The organism is Microbacterium nymphoidis (assembly GCF_021044885.1).
In the GTDB taxonomy this organism is placed as follows: Bacteria; Actinomycetota; Actinomycetes; order Actinomycetales; family Microbacteriaceae; genus Microbacterium; species Microbacterium nymphoidis.
Map to the genome: position 1 here is coordinate 1 of NZ_JAJNOD010000003.1, position 22,574 is coordinate 22,574.

Genomic DNA, 22,574 nt, shown 5'->3' on the forward strand with positions numbered 1-22,574 from the left:
CAATAGTGTTTCGGCGGCCATAGCGAGAGGGAAACGCCTGGTCACATTCCGAACCCAGAAGCTAAGCCTCTCAGCGCCGATGGTACTGCAGGGGGGACCCTGTGGGAGAGTAGGACACCGCCGGACTTCTTTCGATCGAAAGGCCCACCCAACGCTGGGTGGGCCTTTCGTGGTTTCGGGGGAGAATGTACCCGAGGAAGGTCAACAGAGGAGCGACGATGGCAGACAACAACGGCCGAAACGACGACAGGCGCGACGAGCGTCGCCGCTCCGACTCCCGACCCCCGCGCCGCGATGGTGATGGCCGTTCGTTCGACCGTCCGAGCCGTGATGGTGAGCGCCGTTCGTTTGATCGTCCGCAGCGTGATGGTGAGCGTCGTTCCTTTGACCGCCCGCAGCGGGATGGTGAGCGTCGTTCGTTTGATCGCCCGCAGCGGGATGGTGAGCGTCGTTCGTTTGATCGTCCGCAGCGTGATGGTGAGCGTCGTTCGTTTGATCGTCCGCAGCGTGATGGTGAGCGTCGTTCCTTTGATCGTCCGCAGCGTGATGGTGAGCGTCGCTCCTTTGACCGCCCGAACCGGGATGGTGAGCGTCGTTCCTTTGATCGCCCGCAGCGGGATGGTGAGCGTCGCTCCTTTGACCGCCCGAACCGTGATGGTGAGCGTCGCTCGTTTGACCGCCCGCAGCGCGATGGTGAGCGTCGTTCCTTTGATCGCCCGCAGCGCGATGGTGAGCGCCGTTCGTTTGATCGTCCGAACCGGGATGGTGAGCGTCGTTCCTTTGACCGCCCGAACCGGGATGGTGACCGTCGCTCGTTTGACCGCCCGAACCGCGATGGTGAGCGTCGCTCGTTTGACCGCCCGCAGCGCGATGGTGAGCGCCGTTCGTTCGACCGTCCGAACCGGGATGGTGAGCGCCGTTCCTTTGACCGCCCGAACCGGGATGGTGAGCGTCGCTCGTTTGACCGTCCGCAGCGCGATGGTGAGCGTCGCTCCTTTGACCGCCCAAATCGGGATGGTGAGCGTCGTTCCTTTGACCGCCCGAACCGGGATGGTGAGCGTCGCTCGTTTGATCGCCCGCAGCGCGATGGTGAGCGCCGTTCCTTTGACCGCACGAACCGGGATGGTGAGCGTCGTTCCTTTGACCGCCCGAACCGGGATGGTGAGCGTCGCTCGTTCGACCGTCCTCGCCGTGATGGATACGACCGTCCGCGTGACGGGGAGCGACGTTCGTACCACCGGAACGAGGACGAGCGTCGCTCGAGCCGCCCGACGCAGGATGAGCGTGCAGACCGGCCGCGGGATCCCGAGATCCCCGATGCGATCGACGCACGCGACCTGCCCGCGGCCGCGCGCAACGAGCTCAAGACCCTGAGCAAGGAGAACGCGGAGGGTGTGGCCCGTCACCTGGTGATGGCGGCCCGCCTGATCGAGGATGACTCCGCGCTCGCCCACGAGCACGCTCTCGCGGCCTCGCGCCGGGCCGGCCGCATTGCCCTCGTGCGCGAGACCCTGGCAATCACCGCCTACGCCATCGGCGATTTCGGTCTGGCTCTGCGCGAGCTGCGCACCTATCGCCGCATCTCCGGCAAGGAGGACCAGATCGCCCTCATCGTCGACAGTGAGCGCGGGCTGGGCCGTCCGGAGAAGGGCCTGGAGGAGGGGCGCGCCGTCGATCGCGCGTCGCTGCCCACGGATGTCCGCGTCCAGCTCGCAATCGCCATGTCCGGCGCTCGTCTGGACCTTGGTCAGACTGCCGCGGCACTCGGTGAGCTGGATATTCCTGAGCTGGATCCCGACCGGGCGTTCGAGTGGAGTCCGGCTCTGTTCGAGGCGCGCGCCGTCGTTCTGGAGGAACTGGGCCTGGAGGATGAGGCGGCACAGTGGCACCATCGTGCCGCAGTGGCCGAGGAAGCCCTCTCGGGCGGCATGAGCGATGAGTTCCTCGTGGTCGAGGACACGTTCGATGAGGATGCCTTCGACGACGATGCCGACGAGGACGACGCCGACCACGGCGACGAGGGCGGCGCGGGCGCGCTGTCGACCGCTTCTGCGGAGACCGTCGCGAAGCATGCCGAGCCGAGAGAGGGCTCCGGCGGTGATGAATCCGCCGATGTGTCTGAAGGTGATGTGTCTGAAGGCGATGTGTCTGACGACGATGAGTCTGCAGCGGGGGCGGCCGTCGACGGCGCACCGAATGCGTCTCCCGTCGGCGAGACGCCGGTAGCAGATGCCGCCGACGGCACTGACGAGATGCCGAATGCGCACGACTACTCCGTCGAGGACGAGGTCGCGGATCTTCTCGGTGAGAACAACGCCGATGACGAGGAGCCGAGCACGGAGCTTGACGGCGAAGCTGCCGAGCCCTCCCCGGCGAAGGACAAGCCGGCGAAGGACAAGCCGAAGAAGGACAAGTCGGCGAAGGACAAGTCGAAGAGCGACAAGTCGGCGAAGGACAAGTCGAAGAGCGACAAGTCGGCGAAGGACAAGTCGGAGAAAAAGAGCAAGGCTCGTTCGTCCGACACCTCCGAGGACGCCGAGACGGAGAAGAAGGCGAAGAAGGCTGTAGAGGCCGAGAAGGCGACGAAGTCGCGTCCGAGCGCGGACGAAGCGTCGCCGCGTGTTCGTGTGAAGGTCGTCGAGGACAAGCCAGCGCGAAAGCGTGCGGCGAAGACGACGGACGACGCCACCGACGCGGGGGAGTGATCGTGGGCTTGTTCTCGCGTCGCTCCGCCTCCGCGGCCGGATCGGCGGCGACCCCGCTGGAGGGCGTCGACACCGTTCTGGCCGATCTTGACGGTGTCGTGTACGCCGGTGCCGGAGCGATCCCGCACGCGGTCGAGAGCATCAATCGTGCGCGTGAATCGGCGCGAGTCGGCTACATCACCAACAACGCGTCTCGCACGGACCGGGCTGTCGCCGAGCACCTGAGCGAACTCGGGCTGCCCACGCGGCCGGATGAGGTCGTGACGAGCCCACAGGCCGCGATGCGGCTGCTGGCCGCACGCGTCGCGCCCGGGTCGACGATCCTCGTCGTGGGCGGGGACGGCCTCGTCGATGAGCTGCACAAGGCCGGATTCACGGTGACTCGCAGCGCCGAGGATGCCCCCGCTGCCGTGGTGCAGGGCTTCGCGCCCGAGGTGGACTGGAACCAGCTCGCGGAAGCGGCCTACGCGCTGCAGACTCCGGAGGACGAAGGCGGGATTCCGTGGATCGCTACGAACACGGACTGGACCATCCCGAAGGAGCGTGGAATCGCGCCCGGGAACGGCACACTCGTCTCGGCCGTGCACACGGCCGTGGGGCGACTGGCCACCGTCGCGGGAAAGCCGGAGACGCCGATCTTCGAGGAAGCCGTGTCGCGATTCTCCGCGAAGAAGGCCCTGTTCCTCGGCGACCGGCTCGACACCGACATCCTCGGCGCGAACCGGGCCGGCATCGCATCCCTGCACGTGCTGACCGGGATCGATCGCCCGAAGCATGTGCTCGCGGCGCCGCCGGACTCACGGCCGGACTTCATCGTGGCCGACCTGCGTGGCCTCTTCGAGCCCTACCCGGAGACCGTGATCGATGGGGAGCGGGTGAGTGTCGCGGACGCGACCGTTCGCGTCGATGGTCCGGATATCGTCATCGAGCGCGCCGGCGACCAGCTGAACCTGCTTCGTGCCGGTGCCCAGGCGATCTGGCGCAGCGGACGCGCGATCTTCGGCTTCCGTGTGCCGGAGCAGCTGTACGCGGACCCTTTCGTCAGCCGGCGTTCCTGAGCAAGCCGGTGTCGCGCGGGGAGCGCTGAGGCGCGACTCGCGATCGCCCGTTCGCCGTCTCCGCGCGCGGGAACGATCGCCGGGCTCCGCGGCAGGCCGCGGGATCTCCGTGACCGTGTCGGGGGTGGCGCGTATTGTGGAGTCGTGACCGACTTCTCCTCTGATCCGGGACTCGTGAGCCGCCTGCGCGTCATCGAAGCGCAGCCGCTGGCCGCACGGGCGGAGGCGTATGCGGGTCTGCACGACGAACTGACACGGCGCCTCGATTCCGGCGTTCCGCGGGCAGAGTCCGCCTGATGACGCGCCTGGATGCTGCGCTCACGAGTCGCGGGCTCGCTCGTTCCCGGTCCCAGGCGGCGCGCCTGATCGCCGACGGCCTGGTGAGCGTCGACGGCACCCCCGTCGTGAAGTCCTCGGCCGCCGTCTCCGACGATGCAATCATCGAGGTGGCGGGTGCAGATCACTATGTCAGCCGCGCCGCGCACAAGCTGATCGCTGCGCTCGACGGGTTCAGCATCGACCCGGGCGGTCGCGTCGCGCTCGATATGGGTGCCTCTACGGGAGGCTTCACGCAGGTTCTCCGGGAACGGGGAGCGGAGCCGGTGCTCGCCGTGGATGTGGGCCACGATCAGCTGGCGGCCGAGATCGCCGCCGATCCCGGGGTACGAAGCGTCGAAAGGTTCAACGTACGTCACATGAGCCCGGAGAGTCTCGCTGCGGCGACCGGTGTGTCCGTTCCTCCCCAGGTGGTCACCGGTGACCTCTCGTTCATCTCGCTCGAGCATGTGATCCCCGCTGTCGTCGCAGTTGCGGCAGCGGAGGCCGACGTGGTGCTGCTCGTCAAGCCGCAGTTCGAAGTGGGGCGCACCGCGGTGAAGGGTGGCCTCGTCACGAACCCGGGGCTGCGCGCCGATGCCGTCTCCTCGGTGCTGTGGAGCGCGTGGGATGCCGGTCTGGGCACCCTCGGAATTCTCCCCAGCCCTCTTCTCGGCACCCACGGCAACGCGGAGTTCCTGATACATCTGCGGCGGGAGGGCGCCAACCCCACCGATTTCCGTGAGCGAGTTCTGGAGGTGACCGGAGCATGACCGACGAACGCTTCATCCTCGTCGTCGCGCACGCACGACGCGATGACACGGTCGCCGCGGCGATGCGGGTGATCGATTCCCTCACCGCCGCCGGCGCGATCCCGGTGATGTCTCCGGACGATCGCAACGACCTCGCCGATGCGATGCCCGACCCCAGCGTGCTGGATCGCGTCCGCATGCTCGGCGAGGAGCTGAGCACGGCCGATCTGGAACTCGCCATCGTCCTCGGCGGCGACGGTACGATCCTGCGGGCTGCGGAGCTGGTCCGCGGCAGCGCCGCGCCGGTTCTCGGCATCAACATGGGTCACGTCGGCTTCCTCGCGGAGAGCGAGCGCGATGACATGGACGAGGCCGTTCGCCGCGTGATCGCCCGGGACTACACGGTCGAAGAGCGCATGGCGGTCGACATCCGCGTGAAGAACGCGCAGGGCGACGTGGTGTACTCCACCTTCGCGCTGAACGACGCCTCGATCGAGAAGGGCAGCCGAGAGCGCATGCTCGAGGTGGTCCTGGAGGTGGACGGCCGACCGCTCACAAGCTTCGGCTGCGACGGCATGGTGGTCTCCACCCCGACGGGCTCGACCGCCTACAACTTCTCGGCCGGGGGCCCGGTGATCTGGCCCACGGTCCAGGCGATCAGCGTGGTGCCGCTATCGGCGCATGCGCTGTTCGCCCGGCCCATCGTGGTGGATCCGTCATCGTCGGTCGCCATCGAGGTGATGAGCCGCACGAACGGCAGCGGCGTGCTGTGGGCGGACGGGCGCCGCTCCCACGAGCTGCCCCCGGGCGCGCGCGTGGTGGTGCGACGGTCCGCAGTTCCCGTGCGGCTCGCCCGTCTCCACGAGGCCAAGTTCACCGACCGGCTGGTGCGGAAGTTCCGGCTGCCGGTGGACGGCTGGCGGGGACCGGACCCGGCGACAGACGTGCTGCCCATTCAGGGAGGATCCGCATGATCGAGGAGATGCGCATGCGAGACCTCGGAGTCATCTCCGAGGCGACGCTGCCGATCGGCCCCGGCTTCACGGCGATCACGGGTGAGACGGGCGCCGGCAAGACGATGGTGGTGACGGGGCTCGGCCTTCTGCTCGGCGCCCGTGCGGATTCCGGCGCGGTGCGCGCGGGAGCCGATTCCGCGGTGGTTGCGGGCGTGTGGGTGGTGCCTGAGGTGGGCAGCGTGGCGGATCGCGTCGCCGAAGCCGGGGGAGAAGTCGAAGCGATCGGCGATGGCCGCGCTGAGCTCTACGTGTCACGCACCCTGACCGCCGAGGGCCGCAGCCGTGCCAGCGTCGGCGGGCGAAGCGCGCCGGCGGGCGTTCTCGCGGACCTCGCGGACGAACTGGTGGTCGTGCACGGCCAGTCGGATCAGCTGCGGTTGCGCTCCGCTGCCGCACAGCGCGATGCGCTGGACCGTTTCGCGGGAGAGCCGGTGGCATACGCGCTGGCCGAGTATCGACGGGTGTACGACGCATTCCTCGCGGCAGAGGCCGAGCTCGCCGAGCTGACCACGCGACGCGACGAGCGCCAGGCCGAGGCGGCGCAGTTGCGCGAGGCGATCGCCGTGATCGAGGGCATCGCTCCGGAACCGGGGGAGGACGCCGAACTCGCGGCGAAGTCGGAGCGTCTGAGCAATGCCGAAGAGCTGCGGGTTGCGGCGAGCACGGCGCGGGAGGCGCTGTCCAGCGAGGAGGACGCCGCGGACGTCTCGGGGCTCATCGCCGACGCCCGCAGAGCGCTGGAGCGCGCGACGGATCCGGTGCTGACCGCGCTCACCGAGCAGCTGGCGGAGATCGGCTACCGCGCCGTCGACATCGCGGCGCAGCTGTCGGGGTATCTCGCCGATCTCGACGAATCCGGCCCTCACGAACTCGAAGCGGTCGAGGAGCGCCGTGCGTTGCTGGCCGGTCTCATCCGTCAGCACGGATCGCTGGAGAACGCGCTCGCGCTGCTGCAGACCGGGTCCGCCCGCCTCATGGAGCTGGACGACGACGGTGATCGCGTCGAGCGGCTCACCGCGCGTATCGAGTCCTTGCGTGCCGAACTGGACAGCGCGGCCGAGCTTCTCACCGCACGGCGTACGGAGGCAGCGGTGCGGCTGGGCGCCGCGGTCACCGAGGAACTCCACGCCCTGGCGATGCCCGACGCCACGCTCACGGTCGAGGTCAGCGCCGGAACCGCGTCTCATTCCGGCCGGGATGACGTGGCACTTCTGCTCGCGCCTCACCCCGGTGCCTCACCGCGGTCGGTGGCGAAGGGCGCATCCGGCGGCGAGCTCAGCCGGGTGATGCTCGCGATCGAGGTGGTGATCGCCGGAACCGATCCGGTACCGACCTTCGTCTTCGACGAGGTAGACGCGGGAATCGGCGGTGCCGCGGCCATCGAGGTCGGCCGCCGCCTGGCCACCCTCGCGCGCACCAGTCAGGTCATCGCCGTCACGCACCTGGCGCAGGTCGCGGCGTTCGCGAACAATCACCTCAGCGTGGTGAAGAGCAATGACGGCTCCGTGACCGCGTCGAGCGTGCGCCAGCTCACCGGGGAGGAACGCGAAGCCGAGATGGCACGACTGCTGTCGGGCCTCGCGGACTCGGACGCCGCGCTGACGCATGCGCGAGAACTGCTCTCGTTGGCCGAGCCGCGCGGCTGACGTCCGCCGTGCGCGCGGGCATGTCGGCCCTCTCATGCGCTGGACTGTCCGCAGAGTCCTCCGCATCGTCCGGAGCCGACTGCGCGGGCACAGCCGGCGAGGGGATGGCTTCGAGCCGGCGGAGGCGAGAGGCACGCGGTCGAACGGCGCGATACGCCCGTGTCAAAATCTCATGACGTTTCATGTAGTTCCGTGACGTCATGAGAACTTCCGTGGCGAGGTGTTGCGGGCGCGGATGACGGCACCGATCGGGGGTTGTTTCATGGAGCCATGACCAAGATTTCCCTCGCCAAACGAGCCACCTCCATCCTCGGACTCGCCACGGTCGCGCTCATGGTGAGCGGACTCGTCGGCTGCTCCGGTGATGCCGGTGCCACGACGGACGGCGCCAGCACCGCCGCCAAGCAGGACACCATCGTGCTGGGCGCCGACGACGGCAACGAGCCCCACTGGCAGATCCTGAAGGACAAGCTGGCCGATGAAGGCATCGACCTCGAGGTGAAGACGATCACCGATGGCGTGCAGCTGAACCAGGGTGTCAAGGACGGCTCCCTCGACATCAACCTGTTCCAGCACCTCATCTTCCTCGCCCAGTTCAACGTGGACAACAATGCAGACCTAGTCCCTGTCGGTGCCACCGCCGTGTACCCGCTGGGGCTCTACTCCACCGAGTACGACGCGGTCGAGAAGCTCCCCGCGGATGCCGTCGTGGCTGTGCCGAACAACCCGACCAACCTCGCCCGCGCCCTCCTCAACCTGCAGACGGCCGGTCTGCTCACGCTGAAGGACGGCGGCAACGCACTGTCGACGCCGGCAGACGTGGTCGACTCCAAGGTCAAGGTGACGCCGGTCGATGCGAACCAGACGGTGACCGCGCTCAAGGACGGCAGCGCCGATGCCGCAGTGGTCAACAACGTGCAGGCGCAGCGCGGCGGGCTGACCGACGCGGACATCATCTTCAAGGAAGACATCAACGACCCGCAGCTCGCGCCGTACATCAACGCGTTCGTCACCCGCGCAGAGCTGGCCGACGACCCCCGCTGGGCCAAGCTGATCGAGGCCTACCACAGCCCCGAGGTGGAAGAGGCGGTCTCGAAGCTCAACGACGGCAACCTCGTCTTCAAGGCCGACTGGACCCAGGCCAAGCTCACGGAGGTGCTGACCGGACTCGAGTCGGACATCTCCGCGGCGAAGTAAGGCGGCCGGTGGTTCGCAGTAAGACCGCGTCCGCGGTGGAGGAATCCTCCACCGCGGACTTCGCGGTCGTTTTCGACAGTGTCGGCAAGGAGTTCCCGGCGCGGCGCAGCCGCGGCGCCATCCGAGCCGTGGACGATGTGTCGCTCCGGGTGCCCGCCGGCCGCATCGTGGGTGTGATCGGCTACTCCGGCGCGGGGAAGTCCACCCTGGTGCGGATGATCAACGGACTGGAGAAGCCCACCTCCGGAATCGTGTCGACCCTCGGGGTCGACGTGGGCGCCGCGGACGAGGCGGCGCTGCGCGCGCTGCGGGGCCGGATCGGCATGGTGTTCCAGCAGTTCAATCTGTTCTCATCGCGGACCGTGCGCGGCAACATCGCCTATCCGTTGAAGGTCGCGGGCTGGCCGAAGGAGCGGATCGCGGCACGGGTCGCCGAGCTCCTGGACTTCGTGGGGCTCGCCGACAAGGCGGATCAGTTTCCACGACGGCTCTCCGGCGGTCAGAAGCAGCGCGTGGGCATCGCGCGTGCGCTGGCCACGAACCCCGACATCCTGCTGGCCGACGAGGCCACCAGCGCGCTGGATCCGCAGACCACCCGCGACATCCTCGATCTCCTCGCTCGTGCCAACCGCGAACTGGGCATCACCATCGTCGTCATCACCCACCAGATCAGCGTGGTGCACGAGCTCTGCGACGAGGTCATCGTGATGGAGCAGGGCCGCATCGTGGATGAGGGGGACACGTACCGTGTGTTCGCCCACCCGACGGCCTCATTGACCTCCCGCTTCGTCTCCGACGCCACTCAGGGTGTCCCGCGCGGCGATGTGCTCGAGGCCCTGCGCCGTGGTGGCGGGGCGCTGCTCAGCGTGGACGTGAACGAGTTCACCAGCGAGGACGTGGAGACCGTGTTCGCACGGCACGGTGTGCGCGGTGTCGTGGTGTTCGGCGGCGTCACCGACATCCGGGGACGTCAGCTGGGAACCCTCACCTACCGTGTGAACGCGACCGAGGACGCGGTGACCGCCGTAGTCGCGGATCTTGCGGCGCGCACGCGCGTGGTGCGGCCCGATCAGCAACGCGACGCGTGGCCGGATGCCGACGCCGGAGAGGGGGTCGCATCATGATCGTTCCCGCAGCGGACTGGGATGTCATCGGGCCCGTGCTGGGTCAATCGGTGGTCGAGACCGTCTGGATGACGGCGGTCACACTGCTGATCGGAGGCGTGGCCGGCCTGGTGCTCGGCGCGGCGCTGTACGCCACGCGCCGGGGAAACCTGTTCGAGAACGCGGTCGTGTTCGGCGTGCTGAACGTGCTCGTGAACATCATCCGGCCGATCCCGTTCATCATCTTCCTCACCGCCGTCGGACCGCTCACCAAGGTGGTCGCCGGCACCACACTCGGCACCACAGCCGCGATCGTGCCGATGACGATCATGGCCACCGTCGTGATCGCCCGCGTGGTGGAGCAGAACCTCGTGAGCGTCGACCCGGGCATCGTCGAAGCGGCGCGAGCATCCGGGGCACGGCGCCTGGCGGTGCTCTTCGGCGTCGTCATCCCGGAGTCGCTGGCGCAACTGGTGCTGGGTTACGTATTCATGTTCGTGGCCGTGGTCGACATGTCGGCGATGGCCGGCTACATCGGTGGTGGCGGTCTCGGTAACTTCGCCATCATCTACGGCTACCAGCAGTTCGACCCCGCGGCGACCTGGGTCACGGTGGCGATCATCGTGGTGATCGTGCAGGTGGGCCAGCTGTTCGGCAACTGGCTGGCAGGACGCATCGTCCGACGCTGAGACGTGCGTGCCTCGCGAGATCACCCTCGCGGGGCACGCACGGAGTCGCGCACGATGAGCGGCATGGCGATGCGCTCGTGCGAGAGTTCACGCTCACCCAGCAGCATCTCGACTCCTCGCCGCGCCATCTCCTCGTACGGCAGGCGTGCCGTGGTGAGCCCCGGGCGCTGGAACTCGGCCAGCTCCTCGTCATCGAAGGAGATCACCGAGATGTCCGCGCCGACGCGCAGTCCACGCTCGCTCATCGCCTGGTACACGCCGAACGCCACATTGTCGTTTCCCGCGATGATCGCCGTGATCTCCGGATGCGCTTCCAGGAGCAGATGCGTCTGGTCGTAGCCGACGTCCGGTCGCCACCCGTCGACGTCGATGCGGACGACGTCCGCGGACGAGGCGTCCAGTACGTGGTCCAGGCCCGCGAAGCGCTCGCCGATGGTGGCGGACAGCCGGAGGTCGCCCGCGATGCGGGGGAGAGGGCCGATCACGCCGATCCTGCGATGGCCGCGCTCGATGAGGTGCTCGGCCACCTGAACTCCGGCCGCGCGCTCGTCCGGCAGGATGTTCGGGTGATCGGTGGAGGACATGCCGTTGACCACGACCACCGGCACATCGTGCGGCACCTTCGGGATGTCGATCTGGCGCGCCGCCATCAATCCGATGAGGAGGCCGTCCACCCGGCGATCGGTCATCTGCTGAATGACGCGGGCGAGGTCCTCCGTGCCTCCGGTCTCCGCGATGAGGACCGTCTGGTCGCGTTCCTTGGCCGCTGCCAGCACACCCCGGATCATCCCGGACGCGTATCGGGTGATGGTCACCTGATCCGAGATGAATCCCAGCGTGCGGGTCTTGCCCAGCCGCAGACTCTGAGCCGCGGGGTTGGGACGGTAACCGAGCTCGGCTGCGGCCGTGCGGACCTTCTCCGCAGCCTCGGCCGAGAGCCTCGTCCCCGGCCGATCGTTGAGGATCATGCTCACGGCGGCCTTGGACATCCCGGAGCGCGCTGCCACGTCGGCGAGGGTGGGGCGGCGCGCGGGCGGTGGCACGGACATGGCGCTCCCCTCGATCGTGCGGCACGGACTCCTCCCCACGATAGCGACCCGAATCGCGGGAACCGGGAACCGTTCTGCTGAATTAATTCAGCAGAACGGTTGCGGCAGCAGTTCGGAAGTTGTTAGCATCGCGTGCTGAATCAATTCAGCACCGCTGAATCCCGGCGGCATATCTGTACTTCGGCACGAGGAGACACGACGACGTGGTTGACATCTCACGCAGAGCGATGCTCGGCGTTCTAGGGCTGGGGCTGGTGGGGACGGCGATCTCCTGGCCGCGCCTGACGGGCCTGGACATTCCGGGCCGCGGCGACGAAGCGCTCACGGTGGCACTGCTGGGAACCGCCCAGGACGCGGCTGCGCGCCAGAGCCTGGTCGAGGGCTTCCAGCGCAAGCATCCGGACATCCCGGTGCGCATCGTCGCGATCCAGGGGACCGACTGGGGCGACTACTTCGCCAAGATCCTCACGATGGTGGCGGCCGGCACGTCCCCGGACGTCGTCACCGTCGCCACGGAGGGCGCGCAGCTGTTCGCATCCCGCATGGCGCGCCCGCTCGACGACTACGTGCGCCGGGATGCGAGCGAGATGCAGGAGTACTTCGACGACGTCCATCCATCGCTCATCGAAGCGTTCCTGTATCGGGGAAGCCTCTTCCAGCTGCCCGACAACTTCAACGCCGCGAACGTCTACTACAGCACGAAGGCGCTCCATCGTGCGGGTCTCGAGCGTCCCGCGGACAACTGGAACGTCGATGACTTCTTCACCGTGGCGCGTGCGATGCGCGAGTCGGGACAGGGATCCTTCCTGCCCTACTTCTGGAACAACCGGCTGTGGGGTGGAGTCGTCCCGTGGCTCTACATCAACGAGACGAGCATCGTGACGGAGGAGAAGGCTCCGGGCGGCGAGTGGTTCTGGAAGCAGTTCTACCCGGACGAGGCACCGCGCGGTGGCGGGTACCTGTGGGAGAACGCGGACGCGTTGAACGAGCGCACCATCGAGAGCTTCGAAGTCCTGGAGCGCATGGTGTCCGAGGGCATCGCGGCCAACCCCGCTCAGGGAGGCGGTAACGAGCTGGTCTCGCTGTTCTCCACGGGTGCGGTCGGCATGACTCCGGCAGGCGGGTTCTGGGTGAAGGGACTCGCGGACGCCGGGTTCGCGAACGACGACTACGACGTGTCGTTCTTCCCCCGCATGCGGGGTCAGCGCCACCAGTTCGGCGCAGCCGGCTACGCCATCATGGAGACCTCGCGCCGCAAGGACGAGGCCTGGGAATGGCTCAAGTACTGCGTCTCGGTGGAGGGGATGACCATCGCCCATCCGCAGCCCGACTCCTCGCTCACCCGCCGATCGCTGAACGACGCGCTCTACGGTGCGGGCACCGGTCCCGCGCACTGGAAGGTCTTCTACGACACCCTCGACCGTTTCCCCAGTACCGGACCCATCCCCGCGCCGCCGCAGCAGGCCGCCGTTGAGCAGGCCCTCATCAAGAACGTCGTGGCGACCATCACGAACGGCTCCGCCGGTGTGCGTCGCGGGCTGTCCACCATGCAGCGGGACCTCGAGCTCGCACTGAAGGGACGCTGATGTCCGCGACCGTCTCCACCGCCACCTCGGCCATCGCCGCCGGTTCCGTGCGTCCCGCCGGCACGCAACGCCGGGGCACCCGCTCGCTGATCACCCTGTTCCTCGCGCCCACCGTGATCGGGCTCGGCCTGTTCAGCTTCCTGCCGATCCTCGCCTCCGTGGTCCTCGCGTTCTTCCGCTGGGACATCATCACGGCGCCCGAGTTCGTCGGTATCGACAACTTCGTCAACGCCGCGACCAACCCCACCATCCGCGTGTCGTTCCTCAACACCATCGGGTTCGTGATCGTGGCGGTGATCCTGCAGCTGGCCGTCGCACTCCTGCTGGCCGTGCTCGTGCAGGCCCGGATGCCGCGGTGGCTCAGCACCTTCTTCCGGTCCACGCTGTTCTTCCCGCTGATCCTGTCGGCCGCGTCCGTCTCGCTGGTGATGTCGTACCTGTTCAACCAGGAGTTCGGCCTCGTGAATCAGCTGCTCGGCCTGCTCGGTGTAGGCAAGGTCGGGTGGCTGACCACGGGCCTCGGAGCGAAGACGGTGGTGCTCCTGGTGTACGTGTGGCAGAACTTCGGGTTCACCTTCCTGCTCTTCCTCGGTGGCCTCGCCGCCGTACCGCGGGAGGTCTACGAGGCGTCGTCGATCGACGGGGCGCGGGGCTGGTCGCAGTTCCGTCACATCACGCTCCCGCTGATCAGCCCGACGATGCTCGTGGCGACCGTCATGGCGATCATCAACGCCCTGCAGATCTTCGACCAGCCCTACGTGCTGGTGCGCGGGGGCCCCGGGGATGAGACCCGGACGGCTGTCATGGTCATCTACGAATCGGCATTCCGTCAGCTCGATTTCGGCGGCGCCTCCGCGATCGGCATCGCTCTGACGCTGCTGATCATGCTCGTCACGGGCATCCAGTTCCAGCTCAGCAAGCGTTTCGTCTTCTACGGATGAGGTCGACCATGTCCACTCCTGCACTCCGATCCCGGGCGGGCATTCCCGCCCTCGGCCGCGCCGGCACCTTCGTCGTGCTGACCGTGGCCGCAGCGCTCACCCTCGCCCCCGTCGTGTGGACGCTGATCACGGCGCTCACCCCCACCGATGCCGTCACGCACACCACGTCCTTCGGGCTCGCCGCGTTCGGCGACGTCTTCACGAAGATCCCGGTCTGGCTCTACGTCTGGAACAGCGCTCTGGTCACGGGGCTCATCGCCGCCGGTCAGATGCTCAGCGCGGCGATGGCCGGGTACGTCTTCGCCCGGTATGAGTTCCGCGGCAAGAAGGTGCTGTTCGGCATGATCCTCGCGACGATGATGGTGCCGCTGCAGGTGATCATCGTCCCGGTCTTCATGCTGGTGCGCGGAATGGGCCTCGCAGACACCCTGCTCGCCCTGATCATCCCCGCCCTGCCCACCGCATTCGGAACGTTCCTCATGCGCCAGTACTTCCTGGGACTGCCGGACGAGCTGGGGGAGGCGGCGGAGCTGGACGGTGCCGGCCCCTGGCGGACGTTCTTCCGGATCTATCTCCCGCTGTCCACGCCCGGTCTCGCGATCGTGGGGATCCTCGCGTTCAACTACCACTGGAACGAGTTCTTCCGGCCGCTCATCATGACCATCAGCGAGCAGAACTTCACCCTGCCGCTGGGCCTGGTGACCCTGCAGGGCAACCTCGGCACGGGAAGCGTGTCCACGGTGCTCGCCGGTGTGGTCATCTCGATGATCCCCGCGCTGATCGTGTTCGTCTTCGGTCAGAAGCCGCTGCGTGAGGGCCTGACTGCGGGAGCCGGCAAATGACCGGTGCGCCGGCCTCCCCGGTTCCCTGACCGGAGCGTCGCCATGGCGCTCGACCCGAAACCACCCACCCCCTCCCGACGAGAGACGATGACCCCCCGTACCTGCTCCCTGCACTTCCGCCCGCATCGCAACTGGATGAACGACCCGAACGGCCTCATCCGGCACGACGGTCGCTACCACCTGTTCTTCCAGTACAACCCGCACGGGGCGTCGCACGGCTTCATGAGCTGGGGGCACGCCTCCAGCCCGGACCTGATCGACTGGGAGGAGCATCCCGTGGCGATCGGGTACACCGAGGATGACGAGATCTTCTCCGGCTCCGTCGTCTTCGACGACGCGAACACGAGTGGGCTCGGCACGTCGGAGGGGTCACCGCTGGTCGCGATCTTCACCCTCGCGGACCGTGCCGGCGGACGCCAGGCGCAGGGGATCGCGTCCAGCACCGACGGCGGAATGACCTGGATCCCCTTCGAAGCCAACCCGGTGCTCGATCGGGGATCGGACCACTTCCGGGATCCGAAGGTCTTCCGCTACCGCGGGGAAGGCGGCGAGTACTGGGTGATGGTGGCCGTCGAGGCCGCGGAGCGCCGGGTGGTGCTGTACCGGTCGGACGATCTGATCAGCTGGGAGTTCCTCTCGGACTACGGTCCTCGTGGCGCCACAGAGGGAGTCTGGGAGTGCCCGGATCTGTTCCCGCTCGTCGTCGACGGAAACCCCGACGACGTGCGCTGGGTCCTGCTGATCAGTCTCAACCCGGGTGGTATCGCCGGTGGTTCGGGAACCCAGTACGTCGTCGGCCGCTTCGACGGTGAGCGGTTCATCCCCGATGATGCACCCGCGCAGCGCGCACCGGGCGCGATCGCATCCCGAGCGGAGCTGGCGGGGCTCGACTGGCTGGACCACGGCCGCGACTGCTACGCGGGCGTGACGTTCTCGGGGATGCCGGACGACGAGCGCACTCTCATCGCCTGGATGAGCAACTGGGACTACGCCGGTGAGCTGGCCGTCGACGAGGAAGCCCCCAGCCGCGGTGCGATGACGCTCGCCCGTCGCCTTTCCCTTGTGCGTCGTCAGGGCCGTATCGTCCTTCGGCAGCAGCCCATCGCTCCGCCGACGGAGCCCGTCGCGACCTCCATCGATGCGCCGGTGGGCCCGGGAGCGCAGCTACGTTCCGGGCTTCCGGCACGCTGCCGGATCGAGGTGGCGGTCGAGGTCGCACCCGGTGCCTGTCTGCGCCTGGATCTCGGCGGTTCGGCACTGGTCGAGGTGGACGGCGCCCGTGGTGAGGTGCGACTGGACCGACGCCCGGGGTCTGCGCAGATGCCCGCAGGATTCGCGAGCGCGGAGTCGGTCGATCTCTCGGCGTCCGGACTCGTGCGACTGGAGCTGTGGCTCGACCACGATTCCATCGAGCTGTTCGCGGATGACGGCACGCGCGTGATTACAGATCTGATCGCTCCGCGCGGATCGTTGCTCATCGTCTCCGCGGAGGGTGGCGATGCCGTGCTCCGGCGTCTCAGCGTGGAGACGATCTCCGCCGATGCTCGGGAGACGCGGCAGCAGGCTGTGGCGGTAACGTCGATGAGCGGCGCATGATGCCGACGACGTCGGCCCTGGTGCTGACGGCCGCAGACGTTCTCCGGAGAGACGAGGATCAGCCATGACCCCGCACACCCCTGCCGCACCCGCGGTCGCTGTCATCGGCGAGGCCCTCGTCGACATCGTCGCGGGCGTCGCCCACCCGGGCGGTTCCCCGATGAACGTGGCGGTGGGGCTCGCGAGGTTGGGGGAGCCGGCGATTCTGCACACGCTCGTGGGCGCTGACTCGCACGGCGACCTCATCCGCGCGCACCTCGCAGCCGCCGGCGTGACGCTCGGGGCGGGATCCGTGGGTGCCACGCGCACCTGGTCGGCGCGTGCGACGCTGGACGCCAACGGCAGTGCGGCCTACGAGTTCGATCTCGACGGTCGCATCCCGGTTCCCCCGCTCGAGGGCCTGAGGCTCGTGCACACGGGATCGATCGGCGCGCTGCGTGACGCCGAAGCAGCCGATGTGCGAGAGGCCTTCGCTGCGGCGAGTCTCGGCACGATGCTGAGCTTCGATCCGAACATCCGCGCCGCCGTCATGGGCGAGCAAGCGCGTGAGCGTACGTTCGCCCTCGCGGCCTCGTGCCATGTGGTGAAGCTGAGCGACGAGGACGCGCACTGGCTTCGCCCGGGCGTCCCGCTGGAGGATGTGCTGTCAGAGCTGGCCGGGGCAGGCGTTCGATTCGGTGTCATCACGCGGGGAGCACAGGGCTGCATCGCGCGCGTGGACGACGAGGTGCACCGCCGGGCGGCACGCACCACCACCGTCTCCGACACCATCGGCGCGGGTGACGCGTTCATGTCCGGGCTGCTCTTCGGGTTGCTCCGCGAGGACACCGATCGTGCACTCGTGACCGATGTCCCGCTCACCCTGGACGCGGTCGTGACGGCACTGGATTGCGCCCTCGCCTCCGCGGCGATCACAGTGTCGCGCACCGGTGCCAACCCGCCCACCGCGGCAGAGCTCGCCGCGGCGCTCGCGGTCGGCGGCTGAGGCACGAATCGGATTCTCAGCCGAAAGGCCGCAACCGCTGATAGGGTGGAAGTCCGTGACGGATAACAACGCGGCGAACTCTTCCTCCCCGGCGACCTCTTCTGAGAAGGTCACCAAGCACATCTTCGTGACCGGGGGTGTCGTCTCCAGCCTCGGCAAGGGGCTCACGGCCGCCAGTCTCGGAAACCTCCTCACGGCGCGCGGACTGCACGTCGTGATGCAGAAGCTCGATCCCTACCTGAACGTCGACCCCGGAACGATGAACCCGTTCCAGCACGGCGAGGTCTTCGTGACGGATGACGGCGCCGAGACGGACCTCGACATCGGCCACTACGAGCGCTTCCTCGACATCGAGCTGAGCCAGGCCGCCAACGTCACCACCGGTCAGATCTACTCTCAGGTGATCGCGAAGGAACGCCGGGGCGAGTACCTCGGCGACACCGTCCAGGTGATCCCGCACATCACCGACGAGATCAAGCGGCGCATGCGCCTGCAGGCTTCGAACGACCCGCAGCCCGATGTGATCATCACCGAGATCGGTGGCACGGTGGGCGACATCGAGTCGCAGCCGTTCATCGAGTCGGCCCGTCAGATCCGTCACGAACTGGGCCGCAAGAACGTCTTCTTCGTGCACGTGTCGCTGGTTCCGTTCATGGGGGCATCGGGCGAGCAGAAGACCAAGCCCACGCAGCACTCCGTCGCAGCGCTCCGCTCGATCGGCATCCAGCCCGATGCCCTGGTGCTGCGCTCGGACCGGCCTGTCACGGAGTCGAACAAGCGCAAGATCGCCCTCATGTGCGACGTGGACGAGGACGCGGTGGTGAACGCCACCGACGTGCCGAGCATCTACGACATCCCCACCATGCTCAACGAGCAGGGGCTGGATCAGTACATCGTGGACGCCTTCGGTCTGCAGGACCGCGCCACCGATGTGGACTGGACACGCTGGAACAAGGTCCTCGGCGCGGTGCACAACCCCAAGCACGAGGTCACCATCGGGCTGGTGGGCAAGTACATCGACCTGCCCGACGCCTACCTCTCGGTGACCGAGGCGCTGCGCGCCGGCGGATTCGCCCAGGAGACGCACGTCACGATCGAGTGGATCGCCTCGGACACCTGCACCACGCCGGAAGGCGCAGCCAAGGCCCTGGCGCACCTCGACGGAGTGGTGGTGCCGGGGGGTTTCGGTATCCGCGGCATCGAGGGCAAGCTCGGCGCGCTGCGGTTCACGCGTGAGCAGGGCATTCCCACGCTCGGCATCTGCCTCGGCCTGCAGTGCATGGTGATCGAGTACGCCCGGAACGAGGCGGGGATCGAGGGGGCCTCCTCCACCGAGTTCGACCCTGACACCACGGCACCGGTGATTGCCACGATGGAGGAGCAGGTGGACATCCTCGCCGCCGGTGATCTGGGCGGAACGATGCGTCTCGGCCTGTATCCGGCGGCTCTCGCCGAGGGCTCCATCGCGGCGGAGGTCTACGGCAGCACCACGGCGCAGGAGCGTCACCGTCACCGTTACGAGGTCAACAACTCCTACCGCGACCAGCTGTCGGAGGCCGGGCTCGTGTTCTCCGGCCTCAACCCGGAGCTCGACCTGGTCGAGTTCGTCGAGCTGCCCCGCGAGGTGCACCCGTACTACATCGCCACCCAGGCGCACCCGGAGCTGCGCTCGCGTCCCACCGATGCCCACCCGCTGTTCCGGGGCCTGATCGGTGCGGCGCTGGAGCGCCACCGCAGCTCGGAGCTGTTCGCCGTCGAGAATGGCGAGTGACGGCGACCACCGCGTGAGAGGGCGGCCGGGCCGATCGGCCCGGCCGCCTCTCGTCACCGCTGGAAAGGGATCACATGACAGACATCGTCTCTCCGACCGAGGTGCCGGGTGCCGGTACGGAAGCGCTGCGCGACGAACCCGTCGCGCTCGGCGATGGAATCGAGCGGCGCACCGCCTTCCACGGATACGTCTGGGACGTGGTCACGGAGACCTTCGCGTACGGCGATGAGACCCTGACCCGGGACTTCGTGCATCACCCGGGGGCGGCCGCCGTCGTCGCCCTGGACGACGCGGACCGGATGATCCTGATTCAGCAGTACCGTCACCCGATCCGCTCCCGCGACTGGGAGATCCCGGCGGGCTTGCTGGATGTGCCGGGGGAGGACACGCAGGCGGCCGCAGCACGCGAGCTCGCCGAGGAAGCCGACCTGCAGGCCGAGCGCTGGCAGCTGCTCGGATCGATCCACACCACACCCGGCGGCAACGACGAGATCATCCACATCTATCTGGCCCGCGGCCTCTCCAGCGTCACGACGGACTTCGTTCGCGAGGGCGAAGAGGCGGACATGCGTCGTGAGTGGGTGGCTCTGAGCGACGTGATCGACGGCGTGCTGGCGGGACGGTTCCAGAACGGGATCCTCGCGTTCGGCGCGCTCGCGGCCGCCGAGGTCCTGCGTCGCGGCGCCTGACCCCATGCACATCGAGCGCGCCGTGGATCGGTATCTGCGTCACGTCACCATCGAACGCGGGCTCTCCGAACACACGGTGGCCGCGTACCGGCGCGATCTGGCCGCGTACGCGGAGTGGCTCGCCGATGCCGGCACCGAGGACACCGCGGCGATCACCCCGGCGATCGTGGCGGAGTTCGCCGCGCAGCGAGCCAGCCTCGATCCGCCTCCCGCGGCCACGAGCCTCGCGCGCATGCAGTCCTCGGTGCGGGGACTGCATCGCTTCCTGGTTCGTGAGGGGATCGACACAGACGACCCCACGGGAAGGCTCCGCCCCCCGAAGCCGCCCCGACGGCTGCCGAAGGCGCTGACGATCGCGCAGGTCGAGTCGCTTCTGGACGCGCCCCCGTCGGATGATCCGATCGGGTTGCGCGATCGCGCGCTGCTGGAGCTGATGTACGCCACCGGCGCGCGCGTGTCCGAGGCAATCGGCCTGGACGTCGACGACCTCACGCACGGGGACGTGATCCGGCTCCGCGGCAAGGGATCGAAGGAGCGCATCGTGCCGGTCGGCTCGTTCGCACGCGCGGCCGTGGACGCGTACCTCACCCGGGTTCGTCCGGCTCTCGCGGCGCGGGGGAGCGCCACGCCGAAGTTGTTCCTCGGTGCACGCGGCGCGCCGCTGTCGCGGCAGAGCGCCTGGCTGGTGATCCAGTCAGCTGCCGAGCGTGCGCAGCTGAGCGCTCACGTCTCCCCACACACGCTGCGCCATTCCTTCGCCACGCACCTGCTGCAGGGCGGGGCCGATGTGCGTGTGGTGCAGGAACTCCTCGGGCACGCATCGGTCACGACGACGCAGATCTACACGCACGTCTCCGTCGATGCCCTCCGAGACGTCTACACCCTCGCCCATCCTCGAGCCCGCTGACGCCGTGGAAGGGGGAAATCGCACCTCCGAAGCCCTTCGGGGGTGCGATTTCCCTCTCTCACCGCGGCCGGGAAGTTCTATCGGTCTGAAGTCAGGCCATTGACATTCAGCTCCCGGCGGCACGAGAATCGCTCAACTGTTTCTTTCTGTGATTCCGATGGGAAGTGCAATGAGTGAAGAATCGTCAAAGACGCCGGTGAATCACGTGGACGATGATGCGGCGGCCCTCGCCGAACTCGGCTACAAACAAGAGCTCCACCGGGGGATGTCCGGCTTCTCCAACTTCGCGGTGTCGTTCTCGATCATCTCGATCCTGGCGGGGTGCATCACCTCGTTCAACATCGCTCTGAAGTCCGGCGGCCCCTCCGCCATCACGATCGGCTGGCCGCTGGTCGGCATCTTCGTGCTGTGCGTCGCTCTCGCGATGGCCGAGGTGTGTTCGCGGTACCCGACCGCCGGCGGGCTCTACTTCTGGGCCGGCCGTCTCGCGAAGAAGAACAAGCGGCAGTGGGCCTGGTTCGTCGGCTGGTTCAACTTCCTCGGCGAAGTGGCCGTGACGGCGGCCATCGACTACGGTGCGGCGGCCACCATGATGGCGTTCGCCAACCTCATGTGGGGCGTGGAGGTGACCGCTCTCAACACCTTCGGCCTGTTCGTCGTCCTCATCGTGATCCACGGTCTGCTGAACACCTTCGGCGTGAACCTCGTCAGCCTGCTGTCGACCGTGTCGGCCTGGTGGCACATCGTCGGCGTCGTGATCATCGTCGCGGTGCTGTGGATCATGCCGTCGCAGCACCAGGATGTGGCATGGACCTTCACCACCTGGCACAACGAGACCGGGTGGACCTTCGGGCCCTACGTCTTCCTCATGGGTCTGCTGATGGCCCAGTACACCTACACCGGATACGACGCCTCCGCTCACGTGGCCGAGGAGACCAAGAACGCGTCCCGCGCGGCCCCCCGGGGCATCGTGATGAGCGTGCTCATCTCGATCATCGGCGGCTGGATCCTGCTGTACACGATCGTCGCGGCGATCCAGGATGGCAGCGAGGAGGGCCTGTCGGCCATCGTGGGAACCTCACTGGGCTCCGGTCCGGCACAGATCTTCATCGACGCGCTGAACAACCCCGATGTCGCGAAGTTCCTGCTGTTCATCGTGTGCGGTGCCCAGTTCTTCTGCGGAATGGCGTCGGTGACGGCGAACTCCCGCATGAGCTACGCGTTCTCACGCGACAACGCGATCCCCGGATCGCGCATCTGGGCGCAGGTGAACAAGCGCACCGGAACGCCGACCAACTCCATCTGGCTGTGCGTCGTGCTGTCGGTGATCCTCACGGTCCCGGCGCTGTTCAACTACACGGCCTACGCCGCCGTCACCTCGGTCGCGGTGATCGGTCTGTACATCGCGTACGTCACGCCGGTGCTGCTGCGCCGCCTGGACGCATCGTGGAAGCCCGGCCCGTGGAACCTGGGCAAGTGGAGCGCGCTGGTCGGCTGGATCGCGGTGGTGTGGGTGATCTTCATCGTGATCCTGTTCGTGCTGCCGCCGGTGGCCGAGATCACGATCGACACGTTCAACTACGCACCGGTCGCGGTGGCCGTCGTGGCGATCCTCGCCGTGGTGCTGTGGTTCGCGTACGGCAAGCGCACCTTCATGTCGCACGACGAGGCGCCGCACCTGACCAAGGACGCCGACCTCCTTCTGGAGGAGTGAGAGCGTGAACACC

The 22,574-nt window shown here is 67.8% G+C and carries 20 protein-coding genes and 1 rRNA gene; 20 read left to right on the forward strand and 1 reads right to left on the reverse strand.

From position 1 onward, the window contains the following. Positions 1–9: 9 nt before the first annotated feature. The 11 genes from rrf (at position 10) to LQ566_RS11740 (ending at position 10,481) form a co-directional block, all read left to right on the forward strand. Positions 10–126, forward strand: a 5S ribosomal RNA gene (rrf, locus tag LQ566_RS11690). A 201-nt stretch (positions 127–327) separates the two neighbouring features. Beyond that, entirely contained in the window at positions 328–1,374 is a 1,047-nt protein-coding gene (locus LQ566_RS11695; protein ID WP_231091890.1) for a hypothetical protein, read from the forward strand. Between the two features lie 20 nt (positions 1,375–1,394). Then, positions 1,395–2,705 carry a hypothetical protein gene (locus LQ566_RS11700; protein WP_231091891.1) on the forward strand — a complete coding sequence of 437 codons (1,311 nt, stop codon included), beginning with the start codon at positions 1,395–1,397 and terminating at the stop codon, positions 2,703–2,705. Between the two features lie 2 nt (positions 2,706–2,707). After that, complete coding sequence (locus LQ566_RS11705) at positions 2,708–3,763, forward strand: HAD-IIA family hydrolase (protein WP_231091892.1); 1,056 nt, start codon at positions 2,708–2,710, stop codon at positions 3,761–3,763. 144 nt (positions 3,764–3,907) lie between these two features. Next, positions 3,908–4,060 (forward strand): hypothetical protein, encoded by a 153-nt coding sequence (locus LQ566_RS11710; RefSeq protein WP_231091893.1) that lies wholly within the window; start codon positions 3,908–3,910, stop codon positions 4,058–4,060. Then, entirely contained in the window at positions 4,060–4,851 is a 792-nt protein-coding gene (locus tag LQ566_RS11715) for a TlyA family RNA methyltransferase (RefSeq protein WP_231091894.1), read from the forward strand. The genes LQ566_RS11710 and LQ566_RS11715 overlap by 1 nt, the downstream gene beginning before the upstream one ends. Next, positions 4,848–5,804: an NAD kinase gene (locus LQ566_RS11720; RefSeq protein ID WP_231091895.1), complete on the forward strand. Its 957-nt coding sequence runs from the start codon at positions 4,848–4,850 to the stop codon at positions 5,802–5,804. The genes LQ566_RS11715 and LQ566_RS11720 overlap by 4 nt, the downstream gene beginning before the upstream one ends. Next, positions 5,801–7,492 (forward strand): DNA repair protein RecN, encoded by a 1,692-nt coding sequence (gene recN / locus LQ566_RS11725; protein WP_231091896.1) that lies wholly within the window; start codon positions 5,801–5,803, stop codon positions 7,490–7,492. Before LQ566_RS11720 ends, recN begins: the two co-directional genes overlap by 4 nt. A gap of 270 nt (positions 7,493–7,762) precedes the next feature. Next, a complete protein-coding gene (locus LQ566_RS11730) occupies positions 7,763–8,689 on the forward strand; it encodes a MetQ/NlpA family ABC transporter substrate-binding protein (RefSeq protein ID WP_231091897.1) in 927 nt (308 codons plus the stop codon). An 8-nt stretch (positions 8,690–8,697) separates the two neighbouring features. Further along, positions 8,698–9,813, forward strand: coding sequence for a methionine ABC transporter ATP-binding protein (locus tag LQ566_RS11735; RefSeq protein WP_231091898.1), 1,116 nt, complete (start codon positions 8,698–8,700; stop codon positions 9,811–9,813). Further along, complete coding sequence (locus LQ566_RS11740; RefSeq protein WP_231091899.1) at positions 9,810–10,481, forward strand: methionine ABC transporter permease; 672 nt, start codon at positions 9,810–9,812, stop codon at positions 10,479–10,481. The genes LQ566_RS11735 and LQ566_RS11740 overlap by 4 nt, the downstream gene beginning before the upstream one ends. Before the next feature lie 20 nt (positions 10,482–10,501). On the opposite strand, the gene LQ566_RS11745 is transcribed toward LQ566_RS11740, so the two are convergent. After that, complete coding sequence (locus tag LQ566_RS11745) at positions 10,502–11,530, reverse strand: LacI family DNA-binding transcriptional regulator (protein ID WP_231091900.1); 1,029 nt, start codon at positions 11,528–11,530, stop codon at positions 10,502–10,504. A gap of 203 nt (positions 11,531–11,733) precedes the next feature. On the opposite strand from LQ566_RS11745, the gene LQ566_RS11750 reads away from it, so the two are divergent. From LQ566_RS11750 to LQ566_RS11790, 9 genes are all read left to right on the forward strand, one after another. Then, positions 11,734–13,116 carry an extracellular solute-binding protein gene (locus LQ566_RS11750; RefSeq protein WP_231091901.1) on the forward strand — a complete coding sequence of 461 codons (1,383 nt, stop codon included), beginning with the start codon at positions 11,734–11,736 and terminating at the stop codon, positions 13,114–13,116. Further along, complete coding sequence (locus tag LQ566_RS11755) at positions 13,116–14,057, forward strand: carbohydrate ABC transporter permease (RefSeq protein ID WP_231091902.1); 942 nt, start codon at positions 13,116–13,118, stop codon at positions 14,055–14,057. Before LQ566_RS11750 ends, LQ566_RS11755 begins: the two co-directional genes overlap by 1 nt. A gap of 8 nt (positions 14,058–14,065) precedes the next feature. After that, on the forward strand, positions 14,066–14,899 hold the full coding sequence (locus tag LQ566_RS11760; protein ID WP_231091903.1) for a carbohydrate ABC transporter permease: 834 nt from the start codon (positions 14,066–14,068) through the stop codon (positions 14,897–14,899). 87 nt (positions 14,900–14,986) lie between these two features. Then, the gene (locus LQ566_RS11765; protein WP_231091904.1) at positions 14,987–16,495 is read left to right on the forward strand and encodes a glycoside hydrolase family 32 protein; all 1,509 of its coding nucleotides are present in this window, start codon (positions 14,987–14,989) and stop codon (positions 16,493–16,495) included. A 64-nt stretch (positions 16,496–16,559) separates the two neighbouring features. Beyond that, positions 16,560–17,480: a PfkB family carbohydrate kinase gene (locus LQ566_RS11770; protein WP_231091905.1), complete on the forward strand. Its 921-nt coding sequence runs from the start codon at positions 16,560–16,562 to the stop codon at positions 17,478–17,480. Between the two features lie 55 nt (positions 17,481–17,535). Beyond that, complete coding sequence (pyrG, locus tag LQ566_RS11775) at positions 17,536–19,251, forward strand: CTP synthase (RefSeq protein ID WP_231091906.1); 1,716 nt, start codon at positions 17,536–17,538, stop codon at positions 19,249–19,251. Between the two features lie 74 nt (positions 19,252–19,325). Then, positions 19,326–19,940 carry an NUDIX domain-containing protein gene (locus tag LQ566_RS11780; RefSeq protein ID WP_231091907.1) on the forward strand — a complete coding sequence of 205 codons (615 nt, stop codon included), beginning with the start codon at positions 19,326–19,328 and terminating at the stop codon, positions 19,938–19,940. A gap of 4 nt (positions 19,941–19,944) precedes the next feature. Next, positions 19,945–20,847 carry a site-specific tyrosine recombinase XerD gene (gene xerD / locus LQ566_RS11785; RefSeq protein WP_231091908.1) on the forward strand — a complete coding sequence of 301 codons (903 nt, stop codon included), beginning with the start codon at positions 19,945–19,947 and terminating at the stop codon, positions 20,845–20,847. Between the two features lie 169 nt (positions 20,848–21,016). Next, positions 21,017–22,561: an amino acid permease gene (locus LQ566_RS11790; RefSeq protein ID WP_231091909.1), complete on the forward strand. Its 1,545-nt coding sequence runs from the start codon at positions 21,017–21,019 to the stop codon at positions 22,559–22,561. Positions 22,562–22,574 lie beyond the last annotated feature (13 nt).

Coding starts and splice junctions, on each gene's coding strand:
- LQ566_RS11715 (WP_231091894.1), top strand. CDS start 4,060: ATGACGCGCCTGGATGCTGCGCTCACGAGTCGCGGGCTCGCTCGTTCC.
- LQ566_RS11720 (WP_231091895.1), top strand. CDS start 4,848: ATGACCGACGAACGCTTCATCCTCGTCGTCGCGCACGCACGACGCGAT.
- recN (WP_231091896.1), top strand. CDS start 5,801: ATGATCGAGGAGATGCGCATGCGAGACCTCGGAGTCATCTCCGAGGCG.
- LQ566_RS11730 (WP_231091897.1), top strand. CDS start 7,763: ATGACCAAGATTTCCCTCGCCAAACGAGCCACCTCCATCCTCGGACTC.
- LQ566_RS11740 (WP_231091899.1), top strand. CDS start 9,810: ATGATCGTTCCCGCAGCGGACTGGGATGTCATCGGGCCCGTGCTGGGT.
- LQ566_RS11745 (WP_231091900.1), bottom strand. CDS start 11,530: ATGTCCGTGCCACCGCCCGCGCGCCGCCCCACCCTCGCCGACGTGGCA.
- LQ566_RS11755 (WP_231091902.1), top strand. CDS start 13,116: ATGTCCGCGACCGTCTCCACCGCCACCTCGGCCATCGCCGCCGGTTCC.
- LQ566_RS11760 (WP_231091903.1), top strand. CDS start 14,066: ATGTCCACTCCTGCACTCCGATCCCGGGCGGGCATTCCCGCCCTCGGC.
- LQ566_RS11765 (WP_231091904.1), top strand. CDS start 14,987: ATGACCCCCCGTACCTGCTCCCTGCACTTCCGCCCGCATCGCAACTGG.
- LQ566_RS11770 (WP_231091905.1), top strand. CDS start 16,560: ATGACCCCGCACACCCCTGCCGCACCCGCGGTCGCTGTCATCGGCGAG.
- LQ566_RS11780 (WP_231091907.1), top strand. CDS start 19,326: ATGACAGACATCGTCTCTCCGACCGAGGTGCCGGGTGCCGGTACGGAA.
- xerD (WP_231091908.1), top strand. CDS start 19,945: ATGCACATCGAGCGCGCCGTGGATCGGTATCTGCGTCACGTCACCATC.
- LQ566_RS11790 (WP_231091909.1), top strand. CDS start 21,017: ATGAGTGAAGAATCGTCAAAGACGCCGGTGAATCACGTGGACGATGAT.